The organism is Saccharothrix coeruleofusca, assembly GCF_014648515.1.
GTDB classification, from domain to species: Bacteria; Actinomycetota; Actinomycetes; order Mycobacteriales; family Pseudonocardiaceae; genus Actinosynnema; species Actinosynnema coeruleofuscum.
This window is the reverse complement of record NZ_BMRG01000001.1, coordinates 334061-357325: the sequence shown is the minus strand read 5'-3', so window position 1 is coordinate 357325 and position 23265 is coordinate 334061. Positions and strand designations below refer to the sequence as shown.

Sequence of the window (23265 nt, the reverse complement as noted above, 5' to 3'; positions counted from 1 at the left end):
GCTAGGTCTAGCGGGGTCGGGTGCTAGACCCAGCGCCGTCCCGCCGGATGTGCGATGGCTACTTTCCGTCGCGCTCCGTGATCGCCGCTGTGATGTGGTCGCGGTCGACTCCGCGCCGGTTGGCTCCCTTGCCGGTGGCGGGGTCGGTGCCCCACACCTGCACGGTGGCGATGCCGTAGGGCTTGAGCGCGGCGGCGAGGTGCTTGGCCTTGTCCTTGCCGTCCTGCTCTGCCCAGGAGCCGTAGACGGCCGGTCGCAGCTCCGCCAGGCGGTCCACGATGGACTCCGACCATGCCTTGTCGGCGCTGCCCATCGCGGTGAGCACGTCGGGCAGCAGCGTGTCCGTGGCGCTCTCGGTGACCTCGACGTCCAGCCCGGCCGCGTAGCCGGACAGCAGCCCGGCCGCGACTCGCAGGGCACGGGCCTTGGCCGCGATGGCCTCCGCGCCGGGGCCGTCGATGTAGACGCCCTTGACGGTCGTGGTCTCGTCGGTGACGCCCTTGAGCAACCCGATTCCCTTGTCAGAGAACGCGAACTGGGTGGCGCGCTCACCGTTGCGATAGGACGAGGTGCCCAACACCATGTCATTAGCCTGCTGGCCGCTGACTCGCAGACAGAACCGCAACACGGCGTTGTCGCTGATCGGAGTAGGGATGGACTTGGCGTCGGGACGCTGCGTCGCGAGGATCAACACGATGCCCGTTGCCGGGCCGCGCTTGACGAGGTCGGTGCAGATCTCCTCGAACTCCGCGCCGTGTTCGGAGTGCTCGAACCACACCTGACACTCGTCCACCCCGATCACGATCGGGTGCAGCCGCAGCGACCGCTTGGAGGCCAACTCCGAGGTCACCTTGTTCTCCGGGCACAGGTCCTTGGGCAGTTCCCGGATCACCTTGGTGCGGCGCCGCATCTCCTCCCGCAGCGCCCGCAGGTCGGTCAGCGCGTACTCGATGTCCTCCGCGTCGTCTCCGGCCCGGTAGCGGTGCGCCACGGGCGCGAGCGGCGACAGGTCGCCGGTGCCCTTGAGGTCGTAGGTGTGCAGCTGCGCGCGAGGGTCCAGCGCGGCGATGAGCAGCAGCTCCCGCAGCGTGAACGTCTTGCCCATGCGCGGGATTGCGCCGACGATCCCGGCCACGAACATCAGGGCGAACTTCACCCACCGGCCGCGCACGTCGGTGCCGAACGGCTGAGGGTCGAACAGGTCGATCGGCTTGCCCGCCCGCAGCGGCCACGCGGGCTGCTTGGCCTTGGACATGTCCCGGTCACCCACCCACAGCACGAGCTGACCGGGGTGGCCGGTGGTGTTGGCCTCCGGCCACACACAGCCCAGCGGACGCCCCAGGCCCGACGCCAGCTTGTCCCGACGCTCGATGACCTCCGCTGCGGTCACACCAGGCGGTAGCTCCACGTCGGCGCGCCAACCAGGACCGTCACGGGTGATCGGCGCGGTGAACCCGATCGCGCGTGGGTTCTTGGACACCGCCTGGTTGATCCCGCCGATGCCGAGGGCAGACAACGCCTGCACCACCACATCGGAGGTGAGCTTGGCCGCTTGCGGGCCGACCACCGCGCGCCCGGCAACCGGCTTGTCCGCCGGGGTACCGAGCTTGCCGAGAATGGCCAGCGCAACCATGCCGCAGACCCAGGTGACCCACCCCGGCGTCACGCCCGGCAGCACCATGAACAGCACCACCCCCAGGGTGGAGCCGACCAGCAGCAGCAGCGTGCGCAGCCGGACCCGCGCGTTGCGCTCGGCCACCAACTTCAAGTACTTCTCGGCCTCACCCGCGTTGGCCATCGCGCGGCGCAGCGGACGCCCTTCCGCGTCCGAGACCCACCGGCCGGTCGCGGCCAGCAGCAGCACCGCACCCTGAGGGGACCGCGCGGCCAGCCGCAGCAGGTACAGCGGAGCGCGCACCGCGTGGTAGCCGGTGGCGTGCGCGTAGTGCCGCCCGATCCACCCGGCGGTCTGCCGCGCTTCGGACAGGGTGCGCAGGTAGCCGGGGATGATCGGCAACCGCTGCGTCTCCCGCAGCCGCGTCACCCAGTCCGCGTCACTGCTGCTGCCCGGCTGGTCGACCGGCACCACCGGCCGATCGGCAGCGGCAGCGTCGTCCTCGACCAACTCCGCGTCGAGCACGGGCGACGCCGGTTCCACCGGAGCGCCGACCGGCGTGGCCGGGGAGCCCGCGGGGCTTGCGTCACCGCCCGCGGGCGTTCCGTCAGTGGGCATGCCGTCAGCGGTGGGCAGCCGGTACACCTTGCCGCCCGCGTCGGACCCGTCCGGCCGTTCCTCGGGATCGGGCGTGGTGAGCGTCGTGGTGGTGGTGCTCATCGGGTCACCTCCGCGTCGTCCTGGTCGCGCAGCAGGTGATTCAGGGCCGCACCGCAGCCGAGTACGACCACGGGCAGGCAGGACACGAACGTGGTGATCCACCACGGGGCCACCTTGACCCCGTAGGCCTCCATCAGGTGATACGCCACCTGCCCCAGCGCACCCAGCACCAGCGCGCCGATGGCCGACCACTGGGCGAACGAGCGGGCACGGGCCGATCGTGTCGCCCCGGACAGCCACACCCGCAGCGCGTAGGCCGCGTACGCCTCCACACCCAACGGCAGGGTGATCGCGGAGTTGACCACGAAGTCGTCCGCGATACCGGGCAGCAGCCGGATCGGACCGAACCCGGTCATCTCACCCAACCCGACCCAACCGCCCCAGATGGCCACGAACGCACCCGCCGCGATCAGCAGCAGCGGCCACGGACGTGGCCGCGCGCCACGCCGCACGGGCGTCGGGGCGGTCGTTGGGGTGGTGGTCGGCGCGGGGGCAACCGGTTCCACCTCGACCACGGGCGGTGTCGAGTCCCCCGCTGGCCCCTCACCGGTTACAGCCATCGGGACGGTGTTCCCCGCGACCGGAACGGGCTCGACCGCAGCGGGCTCCGCAGCCTCCGGGGCGGGCTGGTCGGACTCGACCGGCACCGAGTGCAACCGGCGCACCGGAGCGACCTCCGGTGCGGGCTGGTCAAGTGCGGGGGCGTGCGTCCTGGTGGCTTCCGTCACCGCGTGGTCGGCCGGGGTGAACCCGGACGCCCTCAGCGCGGCCAGCGCCGTGGTGGCCTTGGGAGCGCCCACCTTGCAGCGCTTCATGACCTGGTTGCGCGAGGGCCACTCGCCCAGTTCCACCGCCAGGGCGCGAACCTGATCGGTCAGGGCGTCCAACCGCTTGGGGTACGCGCTGGTCATCACGCCACCTCCTGACGGTGCAGCCGCACAGTGCGGGAACCGGAAGTCAGGCAGGGCGGCAGCGCGGCGGCGAACACGGCCAGCGCCAGCAGCGTCACCAGCCCGGCAGCGCCGACGCTGACCAGCAGCCAGGCACCGGCCAGCAGCACAGCGGCGGCCAGCACCAGCCGCCACGCCAGCACGGCCAGCAGCAGCGCGGCGAGGGTCAGCAGCAGGAACGGCAGCGGCACCGGCACGACCAGCACCACGGCAGTAGCGATCAGCTCACTGGTCATCGGACACCCCCGCGCGCTGACGGGCGGTCAGCCGGAAGTGGTCACGCTGCCAGGCCGGAGCGTCGGCCCAGGAGCGGCCGGGGTGGGTGCGCTCGAACTCGGCGCGGGCGGCGGGCTCGACCACCGACGCCCCGCTTGGTGCGTTGTGCGATGAGGTCGCGCGGGACATGCTTGTCTTCTCCTGACCCGTCCTCTTGGACGGTGTTGGGGTGGGCCGGACCGGCGGGCAGCGTTCTTGGTCGGATGTGCCGCCGGTCCGGGCGAAGTCAGTGGGTGAGGGTGATGCCGGTCCGCTCGATGAGGTCCACGGCGTCGGTGAGGATCTGGTCGTGTTCTCCGACCGGGTCACGCGGCGTGCGCGGTGCTGGTGTCGGCGATCTCCGAGCACGGCCAGCACAGACGGGTGCTGGTCGGCAGCACGTAGAGCGGGTCACGGCCGCAACGGCGGCAGATTCGGCGCGCAAGGTTGGCCTTGGCTAGCGCGGTGAACTTGGCGCGGGTCATCGGGCGGACCGGCGCGGCGCGCTCGATCAGGTACAGCGACGCGAACGAGGTCGTGCCCGACGCGCGGTGCCGCACGAACAGCACCGCCACCGGGTCCTGACCACCCGGCCGCAGCCCCATCGCCCGCAGCTGCCGGTAGGTGGCCAGCTTGTCGCGCGGCGCGCAGCCGTAGGACAGCAGCGGTAAGCCCTCGTACGTGCCACGGGTGAACTGCGGACCCTCAGCCCACGGCACCTCGGTCAGCAGCCACGGAAACGACCGGCGTCCCATCACGCCACCTCGGCCAACGCCTCGACCACACGCGACGGGTGCACCGCCACGCCACCGCGCAGCTGCACCGGGCGACCCGACTCGGCCACCGTCTGCGCCAAGGTCACGCCGTACCGCGCCGTCACGCCGGCCAACGCACGTGCCGCGATCCGCCGGTTCCGCCGCTCCAACGCCGAACCGTCCAAAAGCGCCGAGGTCGGAGCGGACAAGTCCGCCAACTCTTGTGACACCTGCTGCCCCAACACCTCCAGGACGGCACTCGTCAGGCCATCCGGGTAGCGGTCACTCATGTCTTCCCCTGTCTGCTCGGTACGCATTGTCTGGTCAATACGAACGATGCAGAGAGTGCCCGACTGCTCTACGGGCTGTCAACCCCTTGGTGCGGATTGACTAGACAATGCCACCTGACCAGGGAAGACTGTGCCCATGACGCGCCGTGTTGCTGACTCCCCCAAGCCGCTCTACCAGCAGCTTGCCGACTCGCTACGAGCGAAGATCATCAGTGGCGAACTGTCCCCCGGCTCGCAGCTCCCGACTGAGAAGGATCTTTGCGAAGAGTTCGCCACAGCGCGTCAGACTGTTCGGCATGGCTTGGCAGTGCTGGTTAATGAGGGGCTAATTAGTCCTGCTCGACCGCGTGGTTACTTTGTTCGCCGTCATGAGCTGTCATACGTCAGACCTCAATCTGAGTGGCGTCCCCAGCCCTCCAGTCCCGAAATGGATCGCTGGATGGAGGAGCAAACCACTCTCGGGCGTGAGCCTTCTCAGCGAATCAGTGTGGAAATAATTCAGCCGCCCAGCAAAGTAGCTGAACGCCTAAATATTCAGCCGACAAGCCTGGTCGTCGCTCGGCGGCGCGTCCGCTATATTGACAGCGAGCCATTTAATATCAATGACACGTTCTATCCGTACGAACTGGTCAAAGGTTCCGAAATACTAAATCCCGCCGATATTGCCAGAGGTGCAAGTCAGGTTCTAACGGAACTTGGCTACGAACAGGTGCGAGCCACGGACGAAATCGAAGCACGCATGCCGCTGCCAGACGAGGTTGCGCGACTCGAACTTGGTCCAGGAAACCCGGTGCTAGTGCATCGATTGACGGGGTATACGGCCAACGATGAACCAGTGCGCTGCACTGTAAACGTGCTGATCGGTTCAAAGCATGTTGTGTTGTTCGAACGAGTGAAGCCGGGAAAGGCATCACTATGACAAAACCGTACGTGATGTCTATGGCCCGTGCGGAAGATTTCGACACTGTGATGCGGCTGCTTAAGCAGCGTATCGACTGGTTGCGTGAGCTTGGCAGTGATCAATGGAATACCGGGCGTTCGTTTGACACCAGGGTTAGAAACTCGATATCTAGGCAAGAAACCTGGCTGTTGAACGACGGTGACGAACCGATTGCGACCTTGACTCTAACGAGCGAGGGTGACCCGGATTTCTGGACCCCTTCGGAACTGGCCGACAGGGCACTCTATCTTGGCAAGATGGCTACAAGTCGCAGTCGAAGCGGAAGTGGTCTAGGGAAGCTTGCAATCACCTGGGCTAGTGACTTTGCCGCTAAGCGTGGATTTGAGTACGTCAGGTGGGACGTCTGGCGAACAAATAAACGGTTGCAAGATTACTATAGGTCTGTGGGTGCTAGGTACATCCGAACAGAAGACGTGGCCGACAGGTGGTCAGGCGCGCTGTTCGAGGTAGACGCCCGTATGCACCCTGAGCTAGATCGCGAGGTGCAAACCACCCGGTAAGGCGGTCTAGGTACGGCACAGTGCCAGCGCGGTGACGGATGCGGCCAGGGCGCTAGCGTCACGAGACGTGATCTTGTCTGCGAGGGAATCGTCACGTCGGCTGTGAGCGGGTTGGTGTCCTCGTGGACGCTCCTGCGTGACCAACTGCGTGACAACCGAGGTGAGCACGGGCGGACATCGGTGGACGTTGGCGGACCGGACGTGCGAGAAAGACAGGCGGTTGGTCCTGTCTGCATTAGAGGTGAGATTCCCTCGTAATGAACAGGTCGTCGGTTCGATTCCGACAGGCGGCTCAGGTGAGATGCACTCGGGTCCGGCGTGCCACGCGCGTCGGACCCGAGTCGTTTCCGCGTTCCGGGACCGTTGACTACTCCATTAGAGTGACGTTCGCGCATGCGGCATCAGGGTGGCCTCATCCTGTCGTTGCGTTCGTGGAGGTGGTGGCGGTGATCGGGATGGTCGTGCTGACCGTGCTGGCGTTGCCGCTGGTCCTGCTCGTCCTGCGGGGCGGCAGGCGGCGGTGGTCGAGGCGGTGCGAGCCGCCGGTCGAACTGGCGCTGTTCCACCACGGCGTGCGCAGCACGCCGAGCCGCCCGCACCGGCTCACGCCGTCATGAGGACCGGGGCCGCCACGCGGGTGACCACGTCGCCGTAGCGGTCGCGCAGCGCCGCCGCGGCCTCGGCGGGCGTGCCGACCACGGCGAACGCGCGCAGCACCTCGTCGTCGACCAGCGCGCTCATCTCGTCCCACCGCTGCCTGCGCGAGAGCCGGTGCAGCTCCTCGTGCAGCTCGCCCCATCCGTGCAGGTCCAGCACCTTGCGGTAGGCCGGGGTGGAGCCGTAGAACGCGATCCGCCGCCGCACCGCCGCGGCCGACTCGTCGTCGGTCACCACCAGCGAAGGGCCGCTGATCTCCAGGCCCGCCAGCGGCTTCCCGGCCTTGGCGCGGCCCCGCGCCAGCGCGGGCAGGGTGACCTCGCGCAGGTAGCGCTCGGTGGTGAAGTCGTGGCACAGGAACCCGTCGGCCACCTCGCCCGCCACCTCGGTCATCCGCTCGCCGACGCCCGCCAGCCACACGCGGGGGTTGCCGTGCGGGTTGGGGCCTGGGTCGAAGAACGGCGTCATCAGCGTGTGCGTGTAGAACTCGCCGCGGAAGCGCGGCCGGTCGCCGGTCTCCCAGGCCCGCCAGATCTCCCGGATGGCCAGCACGAACTCGCGCATCCTGGCCGCGGGCCTGGACCAGGTCATGCCGAACCGCTTGGTGATGTGCGGTTCGACCTGCGAGCCGAGGCCGAGGTGGAACCGGCCGCCGGTGATCAGCTGCAGGTCGTTGGCCAGCACGGCGGTGCTCATCGGGTTGCGGGCGAAGGCGACCGCGATCGCGGTGCCCAGCTCGACCCGCCGCACCCGCCCGGCGACCTGCCCGAGCGCGAGGAACGGGTCGTGCCGGGTCTCCGCGACCCAGAACCCGTCGCAGCCGGACGTTTCCGCTTCCAGCGCCGCCGCCACGACGCTGCCGGGGTCGTACTCGACTTCGACGCGGTCCACCTTCACCCGGCTGGTTCTACCAGCTACTCGCAGGCCACGCCGTCGTTGTCGCGGTCGAGGGGGGCGCGGTAGCCGGGCTCGCCGCGGTGCAGCGGCGCGGCGCCCGCGGCGCGGGCCGCGTCGCAGTTGCGGTAGTAGACCTCCGGGGCGGGCTCGGGCTGCGGTGCGGGCTTGGGCGCGGGCTCGGGGGCTGGGACCGGCGCGGGCTTGGGCGCGGGCGGTGGGGGCGGCGGGGGCGCGACGGTGTCCGCGCCGTCGCACGGCGCTCCCCACAGGCCCAGCTTGGCCTGCTGCGCGGTCGCCTGTGCGGCGCTCAGCACGGCGCCTGCCGCCTGCTCGGCCCGCGCCAGGCCCTGGCCGACGAGGAACACCGCCAGGTCGGTGCCGTCCGGCAGCAGCACGGTGCCGCCGTTGACGCGCAAGTACTTGCCCGCCAAGGAGTTCTTGACGGCACCGGTGGCGGACTGCCCCCAGCACGCGCCGGGCTGGGCGAGGCCGGCGAGCTGGACGGTGGCGCCGCCGGTGACGACGATCGTGCGGGCGTCCACGACGTCGGCGACCTGGACCGGAGGCGGGGTGGTCGTGGTCGTCGTGGTCGTCGTGGTGGTGGAAGTGGTGGTGCTGGGGGCGATCGACAGGGCGGCACTGTCGTTCGTGGACGGACCGGTTCCGCAACTGGTCAGCAGCAGAACCGGAATCGCCAGGAGTGGAGCTAATCCTCGGGCCGAACCGGTGGCGTTCATGTACCGGGCATCGCACGGCCACCGCCCGCGCGTTACCCGCCTCAGCGGTTGGGGCGCAGCGTCCACACCACCGTCATCTCGCCGGTGGTGACGCCCTCGGCGTTGGTGATGGTCACCCGCACCGGGAACTCCGGCCGCGTGCCCGACTCCAGTTCGGCCACCACGTCGACCGCCGGGCGGTCCAGGACGGCTTCGGCGCGCAGCGCGCCCAGTGCCAGCTTCCGGTAGTCGATCCGCGAGCTCACCACCAGCGGGGTGGCCTTGCCCAGGTGCTCGGCGAAGGCGGCCATCACCACCGCGCCGGAGGCGGTCTCGGCGACGCCGAACATCATCGCGGCGTGCGGGCCGCCGACGTGGTTGCGCAGGTCCTCGCGGTCGGGCAGCGCGGTGACCACCCGACCGGGCGCGACCTCGACGAACTCGATGCCGTTGGTGCGCACCCACGGCACGGCTTGCTTCATGGCGGCGGCTAGCGACGAGGTGTCCATGGCCGGATGTTACCGCTGGGTAACCAGTAGAGGTGAGACGCCGGTCATCTCAGTTGCGAAGAATCCTCCGAAAGTGCATGCTTGTACTCAGCAACTAGTTGGATGATGCAAGCAACGGAGTGCCCGATGACGACCGAGCCCGACGACGGAGCGCCCGCGTCCGAGGAGGCGCTGGCCGACCGCGTCGGTCACGCGCTGGCGCGGCTGAACAGGCTGCAGGCGTGCCTGCACTCCCAGATGAGCAAGGCGGGCATCGACAAGGCTTCGTTCATCCTGCTGGCGACCCTGCACTACCAGGGGCCGTCGCGATCCAGCGCGCTGGCCGAGGCGGTCTTCTCCGACCCCTCCACGGTCAGCCGCCAGGTCGCGGACCTGGTCAAGGAGGGCCTGGTCGAGCGCAGGGCCGACCCCGCGGACGGGCGCGCGAGCGTGCTCGTGGTGACCGAGGCCGGGGTCGCGTTCCTCGACGAGCGGCGGCGCGGGCGCAACGCGGCGATCGCGCGCCTGTTCGCGGACTGGTCCACACCGGAGTGGGCCGAGTTCGCCACTTACTTCGAGCGCTTCGTGGGCGACTACGAGCGGGCGCTCCCGAACTTCATCCCTGAGCGCGGATCACGACCGCGCCCAGAAGGGGAGAACAACTGATGTCGGAAACAGCCACCACGCCACCCGGCGCGGCGCTGCTCACCCACCGGCAGATCCTGACCATCTTGTCAGGACTGCTGATGGGCATGTTCCTCGCGGCGCTGGACCAGATGATCGTCGCGACCGCCATGAAGACGATCGCCGACGAGCTCAACGGCCAGACCGTGCAGGCGTGGGCCACCACCGCCTACCTGATCACGGCGACCATCTCGACCCCGCTGTACGGCAAGCTGTCGGACATCTACGGTCGCAAGCCGCTGTACCTGACCGCGATCTCGCTGTTCCTGGTCGGCTCGCTGCTGTGCGGCATCGCGAACTCGATGTACGAGCTGGCCGCGTTCCGCGCGGTGCAGGGCCTGGGCGCGGGCGGCCTGATGTCGCTGGCCTTCGCCATCCTCGCGGACATCACCTCGCCGAGGGAGCGCAGCCGCTACGCCGCCTACTTCATGATCGTCTTCGGCACCTCCAGCGTCGCGGGCCCGGTCGTCGGCGGCCTGTTCGCGGGCATGGAGACGTTCCTGGGCACCGCGGGCTGGCGCTGGGTGTTCCTGATCAACGTGCCGATCGCGCTGGTGGCGCTGGCCGTCGTGGCCAAGGTGCTCAACGTCCCGCACAAGCGGGTCGACCACCGCGTGGACTACCTCGGCGCGCTGATGCTGGCCGTCGGCCTGGTGCCGCTGCTGGTCGTGGCCGAGCAGGGCCGCGAGTGGGGCTGGGCCTCGACCACCGCCGTGGCCATGTACGTCGTCGGCGTGCTGGGCCTGATCGGCTTCGTGCTCGCCGAGCGGCGGATGGGCGACGAGGCGCTGCTGCCGCTGCGGCTGTTCCGCAAGCAGACCTTCTCGATGGGCAACACGATCAACTTCGTGCTCGGCGCGGGCATGTTCGGCGGCATGGTGTCCATCCCGCTCTACCTGCAGATCGTCAAGGGCTACTCGGCCACCGACGCGGGCCTGATGATGCTGCCGATGACGCTGGGCATCATGTCCGCGGCGAACATCAGCGGCAGGATCACCGCGGTGACCGGGCGCTACAAGATCTTCCCGGTGATCGGCTTCGCGGTGCTGACCGTGACGCTGTTCGTGTTCAGCCGGGTCGGCGTGGACACGCCGGTGTGGCAGCCGCTGGTGCTGATGTTCAGCATGGGCATCGGCCTCGGCCTGTGCATGCAGACCCTGCTGATCGCGATCCAGAACGCCGCCGAGCCCAGGGACATGGGCGTGGCCACCTCGTCGGCCACCTTCTTCCGCCAGATCGGCGGCACGGTCGGCACCGCGGTGTTCCTGTCCATCCTGTTCAGCACGGTCACCACCAAGATCGCCGAGGCGCTGCGCGAGGCGTTCGGCCGCCCGGAGTTCCAGGCCGCGCTGGCCCGCCCGGAGAACCGCGAGTTCGCCGCGTCCCTGCAGAGCGGCGGCTCGGGGATGAGCCTGGACAACACCGAGTTCCTCACCACGCTGGACCCGGTGCTGGCCCGGCCGTTCCTGGAGGGCTTCTCCGAGGCGATCGGCACGGTGTTCGTGGTCGGCGGCGTGGTGACCGCCGTCGGGTTCGCGATCGTGTGGTTCCTGCGCGAGGTCCCGCTGTCCACCCGCTCCAACCTGGAGCGGGTGCGCGACGAGGAGGAGGCCGCGGCGCCTCCCGTCGCCGTGCACTGACCCGCCGGTCGAACGCGGAGAGGCCCACCCCCTGCCAGGGGGTGGGCCTCTCCGCGTTCGACCCGGTTCTCCGGGCTCAGTGCTCCTCGCCGCGCGCCACGGCGTCCTTCAGGCGCTGGTAGGACCGGACGATCTCGGCCTCGGCCTCGGTGCGGCCGACCCAGGTCGCGCCCTCGACGCTCTTGCCCGGCTCCAAGTCCTTGTAGACCTCGAAGAAGTGCTGGATCTCCAGCCGGTAGAACTCGCTGAGGTGGTGGATGTCGCGCAGGTGCTCGCTGCGCGGGTCGTCCGCGGGCACGCAGAGCAGCTTGTCATCGCCGCCCTTCTCGTCGGTCATCCGGAACATGCCGATGGCGCGGGCGCGGATCAGGCAGCCGGGGAAGGTCGGCTCCTGCACCAGGACGAGGGCGTCCAGCGGGTCGCCGTCCTCTCCCAGCGTGTCGTCGACGAACCCGTAGTCCGCCGGGTACTGAGTGGCCGTGAACAGGGTGCGGTCCAGCCGGATGCGCCCGGTCTTGTGGTCCATCTCGTACTTGTTGCGGACCCCCTTGGGGATCTCGATGGTGACGTCGAACTCCACTGCGCTGGTCCTCGCTCGTCTTCGCTGTGCGGTGTGGCCACTAGTGTGGACCACGACGTCTCGTCAACCCCCACAGCGGTCTCGCCTGGGGGTGTGAGATTGCCCGTAGTCGACCCCGGAGGACCCCGCGTGCCCGACGAGCCATCGTGGCCAACCGTGGACGGTGACGAGGCGGACCGCGAGCCGCCGACGGTGCAGGTGCAGCGCTCGCGACCGGCCGAGCCGCCCACCATGCGCATCCCGCTGCCGCCCAAGCCGCGGCCGGAGTCGCCCCGCCCGGAGTCGCCCCGCCCGGAGTCGTCCCAGCCGGAGTCGTCCCAGCCGGAGCAGGCCTCGACGGAGATGCTGCGCGTGGACCGGCTCCAGCCGCCGCAGGTCGACGCGCCCCGGACGGAGCTGCCCGCCCCCTCGCCCGAGCAGCCCGCCGAGCAGCAGCGGACCGAGCAGCAGCGGACCGAGCAGCAGCCCGTCCCGGCCCCTGCTCCCTCCCCGGTTCCTGTCCCGGCCCCCGCGCCCGCCCCGACCCCGGTTCCTGCCCCTGCCCCCGCTCCGGCTCCTGCTCCCGCGCCGCGCCCCGAGCAGGCCGAGCAGCAGCCCGAGCAGCAGCCCGAGGGCACCGCCGAACCCGTCCGCCGCCGCAGGCGTCCGCTGCTGATCGGCGCGCTGGCCCTGGTCGTCGTGCTGGTCGCGGGCGCGTCACTGGCGGGCGTGCGGCTGGGCTGGTTCGACAGCACCCCGACCGCCACCACGCGGCCCCCCGCGCCGCCCGCCGAGGTCACCAGGGCGCTGCGCGCCGTCGGCAGCGGCGGTCCCCCGCCCAGCGCCCCCGGCGTGACCGCCGCGCTGAGCGGACCGGCGGCCAACGGCGCGCTCGGCACGCTGACCGGCGTCGTGGTCGACCCGGTGGCGGGCACCACGCTGTGGCAGCAGGGCGAGACCACGCCGCTGACCCCCGCCTCCACCATCAAGACCCTCACCGCCGCCGCGGCGCTGCTGGAGCTGGACCACACGCAGCAGCTGTCCACCAAGGTCGTCCAGGGCGACCAGCCCGGCACCGTGGTGCTGGTCGGCGGCGGCGACCCGACGCTGTCCTCGCTGCCCGAGGGCGTGGCCACCGTCTACCCCGGCGCGGCCACGCTGGACGACCTGGTCGCCCAGGTCAAGGCGGCCGGACCGGTCACCAGGGTGCAGTTCGACACCAGCCGCTACACCGGTGAGGGCATCGCGCCCGGCGTGGACCCCATGGACGTGCCCAACGGCTTCGTCACCCCGATCACGTCGCTGATCCTCGACGGCGGCCGGGGCAACCCGCAACTGCTGGACACCCCGCGCACCGGCACCCCCGCCGAGGACGCCGCCCGCGAGCTGGCCGAGCGGCTCGGCGCGCAGGTCGCCGGGCGGACCACCGCCAAGGCCGACGCCAAGGTGCTCGGCGAGGTCAAGTCGCCGCCGGTCGACCGGCTGGTCGAGACGATGATGCAGAACTCGGACAACGTGCTGGCCGAGACGATGGCCCGCGAGGTGGCCGTGGCCCGCGGCCAGGAGGCGTCGTTCGCGGGCGCCACCAAGGCGGTCCGCGACGTGCTCACCGAGCACGGGTTCGACCTGACCGGCGTGCAGTCCGCCGACGCCAGCGGCCTGTCGCTGGACAACCGGGTGCCCGCCAAGCTGCTGGGCGCGCTGCTCAGCACCGCTGCCGGGCCGGACACCGCCGACCCGCGCACCGCCAAGCTGCGCCCGCTGATGACCGCGCTGCCGGTGGCGGGCGGCAGCGGCACCCTGGCCACCCGGTACAGCCAGAGCGGCGCGGCGGGGCGCGGCTGGGTTCGCGCCAAGACCGGCACCCTGACCAGCGTGAACTCGCTGGCGGGCGTGGTGGTGGACGTCGACGGCAGGCTCCTGGTGTTCGCGTTCATGTCGATCAGCGACAAGTCGACCGACAGCGTGCGCGGGGCGCTGGACGAGCTGGCCGCCGCGCTGCGCGGCTGCGGCTGTTCCTGAACCCGCACGCGCAGGTAGCGTCGGTGGGGTGAACGCGGCGACGCAGCAGGAGCAGGTGGGCGGCACGCCGGTCGACTGGGACCTGGCGGTGGCCACGGCCGCGCGTCTGGTGCGGCCCGGCCCGGTGGTGCCCAGGGCCGAGGCCGACATCGCGGTGGGCAGGTTGCGCGAGCTGGCGGTCGACGCCGAGGTGCACGTGCGCGAGCTGACCGGGCTGGGCAGCGGCCTGCCGCTGCGGCCGGGCGAGGTGGTCGACCGCCCGGCCTGGGTGCGCGCCGCCGCGCAGGGCCTGAGCGCGCTGACCGACGGCGCGCTGCCCAAGCAGTCCGGCGCGTTCAGCGGCGTGCTCGCGGGCACGGCGGGCGTGCAGGCGGGCGTGGTGCTGGCCTTCCTCAGCGCCCGCGTGCTGGGCCAGTACGACCCGTTCTCCGACGGCGGCAGGCTGCTGCTGGTGGCCCCGAACATCGTCGGCGCGCAGCACGCGCTCGACGTGCCGGGTGAGGACTTCAGCATGTGGGTGTGCCTGCACGAGGTCACCCACCGGCTCCAGTTCACCGGCGTGCCGTGGCTCGCGGGGCACTTCGCCGGCCTGGTCACCGAGCTGCTCGACGCCATGGACGGCTCCTCGCCGCGGCTGCGCGACCTGCCCCGGCGGCTGCGCGAGGCCACCGGCCCGGTGGGCCTGCTCGACCTGTTCCAGAGCCCCGAGCAGCGCGCCGTGCTGGACCGGCTGATCGCGCTGTCGACGCTGCTGGAGGGCCACGCGGACCACGTGATGGACGCCGTCGGCCCGGACGTGGTGCCCTCGGTGCGCACCATCCGCGAGCGGTTCACCGTCCGGCGCAAGGGCGGCGGCGTGCTGGACCGGGTGCTGCGCACGCTGCTGGGCGTGGAGGCCAAGGTCCGCCAGTACGCCGAGGGCGCGGCGTTCACCCGGCACGTGGTCGACGAGGTGGGCATGGCCGGCTTCAACACCGTGTGGACCAGCCCGGACACCCTCCCGACCCGCGTGGAGGTCACCGACCCGGCCGCCTGGCTGCGCCGCGTCGCGCCGTGAGCGGGAACGGGCCGCTCGCCCAGGTCCGCACAGCCGTGCGCAGGTTCCTGCTGGAGCACCGGCCCGAGCGGGTCACCGTGGCGGTCTCCGGCGGGGCGGACTCGCTCGCGCTGGCCGCGGTGACGGCCAAGCTCGCGCCCGGCGCCCGCGCGGTCGTGGTCGACCACGGCCTGCAGCCCGGTTCCGCCGAGGTGGCCGCCCGCGCCGCCCGCACCTGCGCCGAGCTGGGCCTGGCAGCCGAGGTGCGCACCGTCGTGGTGGACGGCCCCGGCGGCCCGGAGGCGGCGGCGCGGCGGGCCCGGTACGCGGCGCTGCGCCCCGAGCGCGGGCTGGTGCTGCTCGGGCACACCCGCGACGACCAGGCCGAGACGGTGCTGCTCGGGCTGGGCCGGGGCTCCGGGCCGCGCTCGATCGCGGGCATGCGCCCGCTGGACCCGCCGTGGGGCCGCCCGCTGCTCGGGGTGCCCCGCGCCGCGACCGCCGCCGCCTGCGCCGAGCTGGGGCTGGAGCCGTGGACCGACCCGCACAACGCCGACCCGGCGTTCACCCGCGTCCGGCTGCGCACCGAGGTGCTGCCGCTGCTGGAGGACGTGCTCCAGGGCGGGGTCGCCGACGCGCTGGCCCGCACGGCCGCCCAGCTGCGGGAGGACTGCGACGCGCTGGACGAGCTGGCCGCGGCCTTCGACGGCGACTGCTGCGCGGTGGGGGACCTGGACGGATTGCCCGCCGCGCTGCGCAGGCGGGTGCTGCGGCGCTGGCTGCTCGCCGAAGGCGTGCCCGAGTTGTCCGACTCGCACCTGCGCTCGGTGGACGCGCTGGTGGGGGACTGGCGCGGTCAGGGGGGCGTTTGGCTGGCGGGCGGCTTTGTGGCGCGCCGCGCGCATGGCAGGCTGATCCTGGAAGCAGTGCAGGCATGACCGAAGGGGATCGTCCGTGTACGACGGCGACATCGCCTCCGTGCTCATCACGGAGCAGGAGATCGGCGACAAGGTCGGCGAGCTCGCCAAGCAGGTTGCCGCCGACTACCCGGCGGGCGACCAGGACCTCGTCCTGATCACCGTGCTCAAGGGTGCGGTGATGTTCATGACCGACCTGGCCAGGGCGCTGCCCGTGCCGGTGCAGCTGGAGTTCATGGCGGTGAGCTCCTACGGCTCGTCCACCTCGTCCTCCGGCGTGGTGCGCATCCTCAAGGACCTCGACCGCGACATCGCCGACCGCGACGTGCTCATCGTCGAGGACATCATCGACTCCGGCCTGACCCTGTCGTGGCTGCTCAAGAACCTGGCCTCGCGCAAGCCGCGGTCGCTGGAGGTGTGCTCGCTGCTGCGCAAGCCCGACGCGGTGAAGGTCGACGTGCCGGTCAAGTACATCGGCTTCGACATCCCCAACGAGTTCGTCGTGGGCTACGGACTGGACTACGCGGAGCGCTACCGCGACCTGCCCTACATCGGCACCCTCGACCCCAAGGTCTACTCGGTGTAGGACTGCCGCGCCTCCGGCGCGGCGGCTCGGCCGCCCGGAAGTCGGCCCATCGGCACGCGTTTCGCGGAAAATCGAAGAGCGTGATTTTCCGCGAAAGGCATGCCGACAGGCCGACGCGGCCTCGCGCGGTGCCCACCTGACTAGCACCGGTGTTGTCGTGCTCACCCGATCGCGCGAACTGAGCGTTCGGACACCGCGAACTGAGCGTTCGCGCGCCTCGGGTAGTACTTACCGGCCCTCGTGGGCGCCTCGGGTAGTACTTGCACGCGCCTCACCGGGTGGGTGGTGAGGGTGGGCAAGTACTACCCGAGGGGGTGGGGTCAGCAGTTGGGGCGGCAGCGGCGCTGCGAGATGCCGTCCAGGAGGACGCCGCGGATGTCCTCGGCCTCCATCGCCTGGTACGCCTTGCCGCCGGTGGCCTGGGCGATCTGGCGCAGCGCCGCCATGTCGGCCTCGTTGCCGAGGCCGACCATGATCAGCGGCACCGGCCGGGTCGGGTCCGCCTCCCGCTTGAGCGTCTCGATCAGCGCGGCCGTGTCGATGCTGGAGATGTCGTCGTTGCGGCCGTCGGTGATCAGGGTCACCGAGTTGATCTTCGTCGGGTCGTAGGTCCGCTGCACGTGCCGGAACGCGGCCAGGGTGGTGTCGTTGAGCGCCGTCCCGCCGCCGACCAGCGACGGCAGGCTGGACGCGCCCTGCTGCAGCCGCACCCGCCGGGTCGGCCCGCCCAGCGCCTCGCCCAGCGGCCCCAGCGGCACCAGCTCGATCCAGTCGTTCGGCGGCTTCTTGTCCGTGGAGAACGCCCACAGGCCGATCTCCGAGGTGTCCGGCAGCATCCCCAGCGCGGTCAGCGCCGCCTCGGTGGCGGCGTTCACCCTGGTCTGCTTGCCGTTGCCCATCGGCTCGGCCATGGAGCCGGACACGTCCAGCACGGCCAGCAGCCGGGCGTCCAGGCTCACCGCGCCCCACGTGCCCAGCAGCTCGGAGACCTGGTCGGGGGTGGGGGTCTTGAGCACGGTGACCTCGCCGCCGCGCACGCCGTGCTCGTCGGTCGTCCAGTCCTGCGGGGCCTTGCCGTCCGGGGTGCGGAAGCCCGCCTCGGCGAAGCGCTGGGCGGTCCGGTCGCCGCGCAGGGCGGCCTCGAAGTCCTGGGCGGCCCGCGCGGTGCCCGCCTGCTCACCCGACCGGCTGACCCGCACCACCGGGTAGTCGAACGCGACCGTGCCCTCCTGGGGCTGGGACGCCACCACCTTGCGCGCCCCGGCGGCGCGGTTGGCGGCCAGCACTGACTGCTCCGGGGCGGTGAACACGGGCGCGTTGTCCACCCCCTGGGTGACCTTGCCGAAGGCGTCGCGCACGGACGGCAGCGCGTTGCGGCCGACCCGCAGCAGCGCGCCGATCAGCTCCGGCTTGGGGGTGCCGTCGGGGTTGCCCAGCTGGGCGCGGATGACCGCGAGCGTGGCCAGGCCCTCGGTGGAGGTGGTCGGGTCGCTCAGCGTCACCTCGACCCCTGGGTCGACCACCTTCTTCCAGCTCACCGGGGTGATCGGCCAGCCGAGGGCGGTCATGGCCCGCTCGGAGCCCGCGATCAGCAGCGGGGAGCTGGCCAGCGGCTCGCCGATGTCCAGCTTCGGCGCCTCGACACCCTCGTCGCCCGCCTGGCGCTGGGCCTCGGCGGCCCACATCGACGAGTCGGGGATCCACAGCGCGGGCGGGTTGATCTGCGCGGTGGGCAGCTCGTGGGCCACGTCCGCGGCGCCGCGGGGCTCGACCTGCACCTGCACGCACCGGCCGTCCACGACTGGCTGGTCCGCCTGGTAGTCCTCCGCGGCGGCCCGCACCACCTCCTCGGCCGCGGGGGTGACCGCGACCTTCAGCGGCAGGGTGCCGTCGCAGTCGGGACCGCTGGTGGCCCGCAGCGCGACCACGGTCACACCGGCGGCCGCGATGACGCCGAGCAGGGCGCCGACGGGGAGGGCGACCCGCCGGAGGCGTCCGGGTGTCTGGGGGCGAGGGGACATGCTGTCGTTACCTTCGGTCGGTGTTCACTCTTTCGGGTGGGTGTTGAACACTCGTGGTGGCGAGGATCGCACGCGCGCCACCACGCGGCCGGCCCCTGGTGTTCCGAGTCACCCGAGTCCGGCTCGCGCGGTCGCTACCCGCGCTGGTAACGCCAAGGCCGTCATGGTGGTTACGGCGGTGTGGCCGAGGCGGTTCACCACGACCCCGGTGAACCGCTCTGACCTGCGGGCCGTGTTCGTGGTCACCGCGGCACCGCGGTGGGGAACCCTCGGCCGTCCCCGGCCGTTGATCCCTCGAACGCCACCACCCGGTCCGCCGCTTCCGCACGCGGAGCACTGCTCCGGCGGCTCGGGCGGTAGGCTGGTCGGACGGGCGTGCCCGTCTGCGCCCGTCACCAAGTCAGGGAGGGTCGAGGCCGCCCGACGGCCGTAAGTGCATGGACCGCAAGCGCCTGCTTCGCAACCCGCTGCTGTGGATCGTCGCGGTGTTGCTGCTCTACTACGCCTTCAACGTGCTCTTCGACGACGCCAGGGGCTACACCCCGGTCAAGACGTCCCAGGCACTGCAGCAAGTCCGGGACGGCAAGGTCAAGGAAGCCACGATCGAGGACAAGGAGCAGCGCCTCAAGCTGACCCTCAACGACGGGGTGACCTTCGAGGGCCACAACCGGCTGATCACGCAGTTCCCGGCGAGCTCCACCGACGAGGTCTTCACCATCCTCGACCAGGCGGGCAACAAGCCGACCGTCGAGACCAAGGTCAACCAGGACTCGTTCCTGATGCAGATCCTGCTGTACCTGGTCCCGCTCGGCCTGCTGCTCGTGCTGCTGATGTGGATGATGAACAACGCCCAGGGCGGCGGCAACCGCGTCCTCAACTTCGGCAAGTCCAAGGCCAAGCAGCTGTCCAAGGACATGCCCAAGACGACGTTCGCCGACGTCGCGGGCGCCGAGGAGGCCGTGGAGGAGCTGCAGGAGATCAAGGACTTCCTGCAGAACCCCGGCCGCTACCAGGCGCTCGGCGCGAAGATCCCCAAGGGCGTCCTGCTCTACGGCCCGCCCGGCACCGGCAAGACGCTGCTCGCGCGCGCGGTCGCCGGTGAGGCCGGGGTGCCGTTCTACTCGATCTCCGGCTCGGACTTCGTCGAGATGTTCGTCGGCGTCGGCGCCTCCCGCGTCCGCGACCTGTTCGAGCAGGCCAAGCAGAACGCGCCGTGCATCATCTTCGTCGACGAGATCGACGCGGTCGGCCGCCACCGCGGCGCAGGCCTCGGCGGCGGCCACGACGAGCGCGAGCAGACCCTCAACCAGCTGCTCGTGGAGATGGACGGCTTCGACTCGCGCGGCGGGATCATCCTGATCGCGGCGACCAACCGGCCCGACATCCTGGACCCCGCGCTGCTGCGCCCCGGCCGGTTCGACCGGCAGATCCCGGTGTCCGCGCCCGATCTCAAGGGCCGCAAGCAGATCCTGCGGGTGCACGCCAAGGGCAAGCCGTTGGCCCCGGACACCGACCTGGACGGCCTGGCCAAGCGCACCGTCGGGTTCTCCGGCGCGGACCTGGCCAACGTCATCAACGAGGCGGCGCTGCTGACCGCCAGGCAGAACGGCACCGTGATCAGCGGCGCCGCGCTGGAGGAGTCCGTCGACCGGGTGATCGGCGGTCCGGCCCGCAAGAGCCGGATCATCTCCGAGAAGGAGAAGAAGATCACCGCCTACCACGAGGCCGGGCACGCGCTGGCCGCGTGGGCGATGCCGGACATCGACCCGGTCTACAAGGTCACCATCCTGGCCCGCGGGCGCACCGGCGGTCACACGCTGTCCGTGCCCGAGGAGGACAAGGACCTGATGACCAGGTCCGAGATGATCGCCCGGCTGGTGTTCGCCCTGGGCGGGCGCTCGGCCGAGGAGCTGGTCTTCCACGAGCCGACCACGGGCGCGTCCAACGACATCGAGCAGGCCACCAAGATCGCCCGCGCGATGGTCACCGAGTACGGCATGAGCGCCCGGCTGGGCGCGGTCAAGTACGGCCAGGAGCAGGGCGAGCCGTTTCTCGGCCGCACCGCGGGCCGCCAGGCCGACTACTCGCTGGAGGTCGCGCACGAGATCGACGAGGAGGTCCGGGAGCTCATCGAGGCCGCGCACACCGAGGCCTACGAGGTGCTCAACACCTACCGCGACATCCTCGACAACCTCACCCTGGAGCTGATCGAGAAGGAGACCCTGCACCAGAAGGACCTGGAGCGGATCTTCGCCGGGGTGGAGAAGCGGCCGAGGATCACCAAGTTCAACGAGTTCGGCAACCGCGTCCCGTCGGACAAGCCGCCGGTCAAGACCCCGGCGGAGCTGGCCAAGGAGCGCGGCGAGCCGTGGCCGCCCACCGTCGAGGAGCAGCTGGAGCGCGAGATCGCCGAGGTGCCGTCGGCGCAGGAGCCGGTGACCGCGCCGGTCCAGGCCCAGCAGCCGCCGCAGCAGCCCAACGGCAGCAACGGCTACCAGCCGCAGCACCCGTCGTCCGGCCCGCCGAACTACGGCGCGCCCCCCGGTTGGACCCCGGCCACCGTCCCCGGCGGCGGCCAGCCGCCCGCGACCCAGTGGCAGCCCGAGCCCACCGACGCGGAGGCGGGGAAGCGGTCCTTCGACACGGACCCGGACAACCGCCAGTGACCGGTCTCGACCACGCCGGCCTCTCCCTGACGGGGGAGGCCGGCGTCGCCGCGCGACGGCCCTTCGACCAGCGCCGGGCCGAGGAAGCCGTGCGGGAACTGCTGCTGGCCTGCGGCGAGGACCCGGACCGGGAGGGCCTGCGGGACACCCCGGCGCGGGTGGCGCGGGCCTACCGGGAGCTGTTCGCGGGGCTGTTCACCGACCCGGACAGCGTGCTGGACAAGACCTTCGGCGAGAGCCACGAGGAGCTCGTCCTGGTCACCGACATCCCGATGTACTCGTTCTGCGAGCACCACCTGCTGCCCTTCCACGGCGTCGCGCACGTCGGGTACATCCCCAACGAGCAGGGCCGGGTCACCGGGCTGTCCAAGCTGGCCAGGCTGGTCGACCTGTACGCCAAGCGGCCGCAGGTGCAGGAGCGGCTGACCTCGCAGGTCGCCGACGCGCTGGTGCGCAGGCTGGAGCCGCGCGGGGTGATCGTGGTCATCGAGGCCGAGCACCTGTGCATGGGGATGCGCGGGGTGCGCAAGCCCGGCTCGCGCACCACCACCTCGGCCGTGCGCGGGATGCTGCGCGACTCGCCGACCACCCGCGCGGAGGCGATCGAGCTGATCAGGGGGCGCGGCCGGTGACCCTGCCCAGGCCGGGGCACTGCGTGGTGATGGGCGTGCTCAACGTGACCCCGGACTCGTTCTCCGACGGCGGTCGCTACCTCGACCGCGACGACGCGGTGGCGCACGGCGTGGCCGTGCACCGCCGGGGCGCCGACCTGGTCGACGTGGGCGGCGAGTCCACCCGCCCCGGCGCCGAGCGGGTGCCGCCGGAGGTGGAGGCCGCGCGGGTGGCGCCGGTGATCCGCGAGCTGGTCGCCGAGGGCGTGCCGGTGAGCGTGGACACCATGCGCTCGGAGGTGGCGCTGGCCGCGCTGGAGGCGGGCGCGTCGATCGTCAACGACGTCTCCGGCGGCCTGGCCGACCCGGCGATGGTGAAGGTCGTCGCCGAGGCGGGCGTGCCGTACGTGGTCATGCACTGGCGCGGGCACAGCCGCGAGATGCAGCGGCTGGCCGTCTACGACGACGTGGTGCGCGAGGTGCGCGACGAGCTGTCCGCGCGGGTCGACGCCGCGCTGGCGGCGGGTGTGCGGGCGGAGGACGTGGTGCTGGACCCCGGTCTGGGGTTCGCCAAGGACGCCGACCACAACTGGCAGCTGCTCAACCGGCTGGACGTGCTGCTGGAGCTGGGGTTCCCGGTGCTGGTGGGGGCGTCCCGCAAGCGCTTCCTGGGCACGCTGCTGGGTGGCCGCGCGCCGGACGGCCGCGAGGACGCCACCGCGGCGGTGTCGGCGCTGGCCGCGTTCGCGGGCGCGTGGGGCGTGCGGGTGCACGACGTGGGCCGCTCGCTGGACGCGGTGGCCGTGGCGCGGGCTTGGCGGGCGGGCCGTGGCTGACCCGGTGGGCGACCGCATCGAGCTGCGCGGCCTGCGGGTGCGCGGCCACCACGGCGTGTTCGAGCACGAGAAGCGGGACGGGCAGGACTTCCTGGTCGACATCACCGCGTGGCTGGACCTGTCCCGCGCGGCGGCCACCGACGACCTGCGCGACACGCTGCACTACGGCGAGCTGGCCGAGCGCGCGGCGGCGATCGTCGGCGGCAGGCCGCGCGACCTGATCGAGGCGGTCGCGGGCGAGGTCGCCGACGAGGTGCTGACCGACCGGAGGGTGCGGGCGGTCGAGGTGACCGTGCACAAGCCGTCCGCGCCGATCCCGCTGACCTTCGCGGACGTGTCGGTGACCATCCGGCGGACCCGTGACTAGGGCGGTCCTGTCGATCGGCTCGAACATGGGCGACCGGCTGGGCTACCTGCGCCAGGCCGTGGCCGGTTTCGCCGACGACCTGGTGGCGGTGTCCCCGGTGTACGAGACCGCGCCGTGGGGCGTGACCGACCAGGACGACTTCCTCAACGCCGTGCTCATCGTCTCCGGCGAGCCGGACGAGTGGGGTTGGCTGCGGCGCGGGCAGGAGCTGGAGCGGGCGGCGGGCCGGGTGCGCGAGCGCCGCTGGGGTCCGCGCACCCTGGACGTGGACGTGGTGACCGTGGACGGCGTGCGCTCCGACCACCCGGACCTGCTGCTGCCCCACCCCGGCGCCCACGAGCGCGCCACCGTCCTGATCCCCTGGCTGGACGTCGACCCCGACGCCGTCCTACCCGGACACGGCAGGACCGCCGACCTGCTGTCCACACTGGACACGACCGGCGTCCGCCCCTACCCCCACTCCTTGCTCTGACCCCCAGCCACCACGCGAGGCCGTGGAGGCCAGGTGACCACCAT

The 23265-nt window shown here is 71.4% G+C and carries 25 protein-coding genes; 14 read left to right on the top strand and 11 right to left on the bottom strand.

Annotated elements, in window-relative coordinates; genetic code table 11:
* Positions 1 to 58: 58 nt before the first annotated feature.
* The 6 genes from IEZ00_RS01865 to IEZ00_RS01840 form a co-directional block, all read right to left on the bottom strand.
* Entirely contained in the window at positions 59 to 2335 is a 2277-nt protein-coding gene (locus IEZ00_RS01865) for an FtsK/SpoIIIE domain-containing protein (RefSeq protein ID WP_229794909.1), read from the bottom strand.
* Entirely contained in the window at positions 2332 to 3246 is a 915-nt protein-coding gene (locus tag IEZ00_RS01860; RefSeq protein ID WP_189221258.1) for an ABC transporter permease, read from the bottom strand. The genes IEZ00_RS01865 and IEZ00_RS01860 overlap by 4 nt, the downstream gene beginning before the upstream one ends.
* Positions 3246 to 3521: a hypothetical protein gene (locus tag IEZ00_RS01855; protein WP_189221257.1), complete on the bottom strand. Its 276-nt coding sequence runs from the start codon at positions 3519 to 3521 to the stop codon at positions 3246 to 3248. Before IEZ00_RS01855 ends, IEZ00_RS01860 begins: the two co-directional genes overlap by 1 nt.
* Positions 3511 to 3690: a hypothetical protein gene (locus tag IEZ00_RS01850; RefSeq protein WP_189221256.1), complete on the bottom strand. Its 180-nt coding sequence runs from the start codon at positions 3688 to 3690 to the stop codon at positions 3511 to 3513. The genes IEZ00_RS01855 and IEZ00_RS01850 overlap by 11 nt, the downstream gene beginning before the upstream one ends.
* Before the next feature lie 176 nt (positions 3691 to 3866).
* Positions 3867 to 4295, bottom strand: coding sequence for an RRQRL motif-containing zinc-binding protein (locus IEZ00_RS01845; RefSeq protein WP_229794907.1), 429 nt, complete (start codon positions 4293 to 4295; stop codon positions 3867 to 3869).
* Positions 4295 to 4612 (bottom strand): hypothetical protein, encoded by a 318-nt coding sequence (locus tag IEZ00_RS01840; RefSeq protein ID WP_189221255.1) that lies wholly within the window; start codon positions 4610 to 4612, stop codon positions 4295 to 4297. Before IEZ00_RS01840 ends, IEZ00_RS01845 begins: the two co-directional genes overlap by 1 nt.
* Before the next feature lie 109 nt (positions 4613 to 4721).
* On the opposite strand from IEZ00_RS01840, the gene IEZ00_RS01835 reads away from it, so the two are divergent.
* From IEZ00_RS01835 to IEZ00_RS01825, 3 genes are all read left to right on the top strand, one after another.
* Entirely contained in the window at positions 4722 to 5504 is a 783-nt protein-coding gene (locus tag IEZ00_RS01835) for a GntR family transcriptional regulator (RefSeq protein WP_189221254.1), read from the top strand.
* Positions 5501 to 6046, top strand: coding sequence for a GNAT family N-acetyltransferase (locus tag IEZ00_RS38050; protein ID WP_189221253.1), 546 nt, complete (start codon positions 5501 to 5503; stop codon positions 6044 to 6046). The genes IEZ00_RS01835 and IEZ00_RS38050 overlap by 4 nt, the downstream gene beginning before the upstream one ends.
* Positions 6047 to 6492: 446 nt before the next feature.
* Entirely contained in the window at positions 6493 to 6663 is a 171-nt protein-coding gene (locus IEZ00_RS01825; protein ID WP_189221252.1) for a hypothetical protein, read from the top strand.
* Here IEZ00_RS01825 and IEZ00_RS01820 read toward each other — a convergent pair.
* From IEZ00_RS01820 to IEZ00_RS01810, 3 genes are read right to left on the bottom strand one after another with little or no spacing between them, the layout of a single operon-like run.
* The gene (locus IEZ00_RS01820; protein ID WP_189221251.1) at positions 6650 to 7600 is read right to left on the bottom strand and encodes a TIGR03617 family F420-dependent LLM class oxidoreductase; all 951 of its coding nucleotides are present in this window, start codon (positions 7598 to 7600) and stop codon (positions 6650 to 6652) included. The genes IEZ00_RS01825 and IEZ00_RS01820 overlap by 14 nt on opposite strands.
* 17 nt (positions 7601 to 7617) lie before the next feature.
* Positions 7618 to 8337 carry an excalibur calcium-binding domain-containing protein gene (locus IEZ00_RS01815; RefSeq protein ID WP_189221250.1) on the bottom strand — a complete coding sequence of 240 codons (720 nt, stop codon included), beginning with the start codon at positions 8335 to 8337 and terminating at the stop codon, positions 7618 to 7620.
* Between the two features lie 41 nt (positions 8338 to 8378).
* Positions 8379 to 8825 (bottom strand): DUF4442 domain-containing protein, encoded by a 447-nt coding sequence (locus IEZ00_RS01810; protein WP_189221249.1) that lies wholly within the window; start codon positions 8823 to 8825, stop codon positions 8379 to 8381.
* 126 nt (positions 8826 to 8951) lie between these two features.
* On the opposite strand from IEZ00_RS01810, the gene IEZ00_RS01805 reads away from it, so the two are divergent.
* Together IEZ00_RS01805 and IEZ00_RS01800 are read left to right on the top strand one after the other, a co-directional pair.
* Positions 8952 to 9470, top strand: a complete 519-nt coding sequence (locus tag IEZ00_RS01805) for a MarR family winged helix-turn-helix transcriptional regulator (RefSeq protein WP_189221248.1) — start codon at positions 8952 to 8954, stop codon at positions 9468 to 9470.
* Positions 9470 to 11128 carry an MDR family MFS transporter gene (locus tag IEZ00_RS01800; protein WP_189221247.1) on the top strand — a complete coding sequence of 553 codons (1659 nt, stop codon included), beginning with the start codon at positions 9470 to 9472 and terminating at the stop codon, positions 11126 to 11128. Before IEZ00_RS01805 ends, IEZ00_RS01800 begins: the two co-directional genes overlap by 1 nt.
* A gap of 76 nt (positions 11129 to 11204) precedes the next feature.
* Here the strand turns inward: IEZ00_RS01800 and IEZ00_RS01795 are convergent, their stop codons facing one another.
* The gene (locus IEZ00_RS01795; protein ID WP_121223566.1) at positions 11205 to 11708 is read right to left on the bottom strand and encodes an inorganic diphosphatase; all 504 of its coding nucleotides are present in this window, start codon (positions 11706 to 11708) and stop codon (positions 11205 to 11207) included.
* 156 nt (positions 11709 to 11864) lie between these two features.
* On the opposite strand from IEZ00_RS01795, the gene dacB reads away from it, so the two are divergent.
* From dacB to hpt, 4 genes are read left to right on the top strand one after another with little or no spacing between them, the layout of a single operon-like run.
* On the top strand, positions 11865 to 13709 hold the full coding sequence (gene dacB / locus IEZ00_RS01790; RefSeq protein ID WP_229794905.1) for a D-alanyl-D-alanine carboxypeptidase/D-alanyl-D-alanine endopeptidase: 1845 nt from the start codon (positions 11865 to 11867) through the stop codon (positions 13707 to 13709).
* Between the two features lie 28 nt (positions 13710 to 13737).
* Complete coding sequence (locus IEZ00_RS01785) at positions 13738 to 14766, top strand: Rv3626c family coenzyme F420 biosynthesis-associated protein (protein ID WP_189221245.1); 1029 nt, start codon at positions 13738 to 13740, stop codon at positions 14764 to 14766.
* On the top strand, positions 14763 to 15683 hold the full coding sequence (gene tilS, locus IEZ00_RS01780) for a tRNA lysidine(34) synthetase TilS (protein ID WP_189221244.1): 921 nt from the start codon (positions 14763 to 14765) through the stop codon (positions 15681 to 15683). The genes IEZ00_RS01785 and tilS overlap by 4 nt, the downstream gene beginning before the upstream one ends.
* Positions 15684 to 15699: 16 nt before the next feature.
* On the top strand, positions 15700 to 16248 hold the full coding sequence (gene hpt / locus IEZ00_RS01775) for a hypoxanthine phosphoribosyltransferase (RefSeq protein ID WP_189221243.1): 549 nt from the start codon (positions 15700 to 15702) through the stop codon (positions 16246 to 16248).
* Between the two features lie 320 nt (positions 16249 to 16568).
* On the opposite strand, the gene IEZ00_RS01770 is transcribed toward hpt, so the two are convergent.
* Entirely contained in the window at positions 16569 to 18269 is a 1701-nt protein-coding gene (locus IEZ00_RS01770; RefSeq protein WP_189221242.1) for a substrate-binding and VWA domain-containing protein, read from the bottom strand.
* A gap of 437 nt (positions 18270 to 18706) precedes the next feature.
* Between IEZ00_RS01770 and ftsH the strand changes: the two genes are divergently transcribed.
* The 5 genes from ftsH to folK are packed head-to-tail and all read left to right on the top strand — an operon-like array spanning position 18707 to position 23221.
* Positions 18707 to 20935 carry an ATP-dependent zinc metalloprotease FtsH gene (gene ftsH, locus IEZ00_RS01765; protein ID WP_189221241.1) on the top strand — a complete coding sequence of 743 codons (2229 nt, stop codon included), beginning with the start codon at positions 18707 to 18709 and terminating at the stop codon, positions 20933 to 20935.
* Entirely contained in the window at positions 20932 to 21567 is a 636-nt protein-coding gene (folE, locus tag IEZ00_RS01760) for a GTP cyclohydrolase I FolE (RefSeq protein ID WP_189221240.1), read from the top strand. The genes ftsH and folE overlap by 4 nt, the downstream gene beginning before the upstream one ends.
* A 29-nt stretch (positions 21568 to 21596) precedes the next feature.
* Complete coding sequence (gene folP / locus IEZ00_RS01755) at positions 21597 to 22382, top strand: dihydropteroate synthase (protein ID WP_189221728.1); 786 nt, start codon at positions 21597 to 21599, stop codon at positions 22380 to 22382.
* A gap of 4 nt (positions 22383 to 22386) precedes the next feature.
* The gene (folB, locus tag IEZ00_RS01750) at positions 22387 to 22749 is read left to right on the top strand and encodes a dihydroneopterin aldolase (protein ID WP_189221727.1); all 363 of its coding nucleotides are present in this window, start codon (positions 22387 to 22389) and stop codon (positions 22747 to 22749) included.
* Positions 22742 to 23221 carry a 2-amino-4-hydroxy-6-hydroxymethyldihydropteridine diphosphokinase gene (gene folK / locus IEZ00_RS01745; protein ID WP_189221239.1) on the top strand — a complete coding sequence of 160 codons (480 nt, stop codon included), beginning with the start codon at positions 22742 to 22744 and terminating at the stop codon, positions 23219 to 23221. The genes folB and folK overlap by 8 nt, the downstream gene beginning before the upstream one ends.
* The last annotated feature ends 44 nt before the right edge of the window (positions 23222 to 23265 follow it).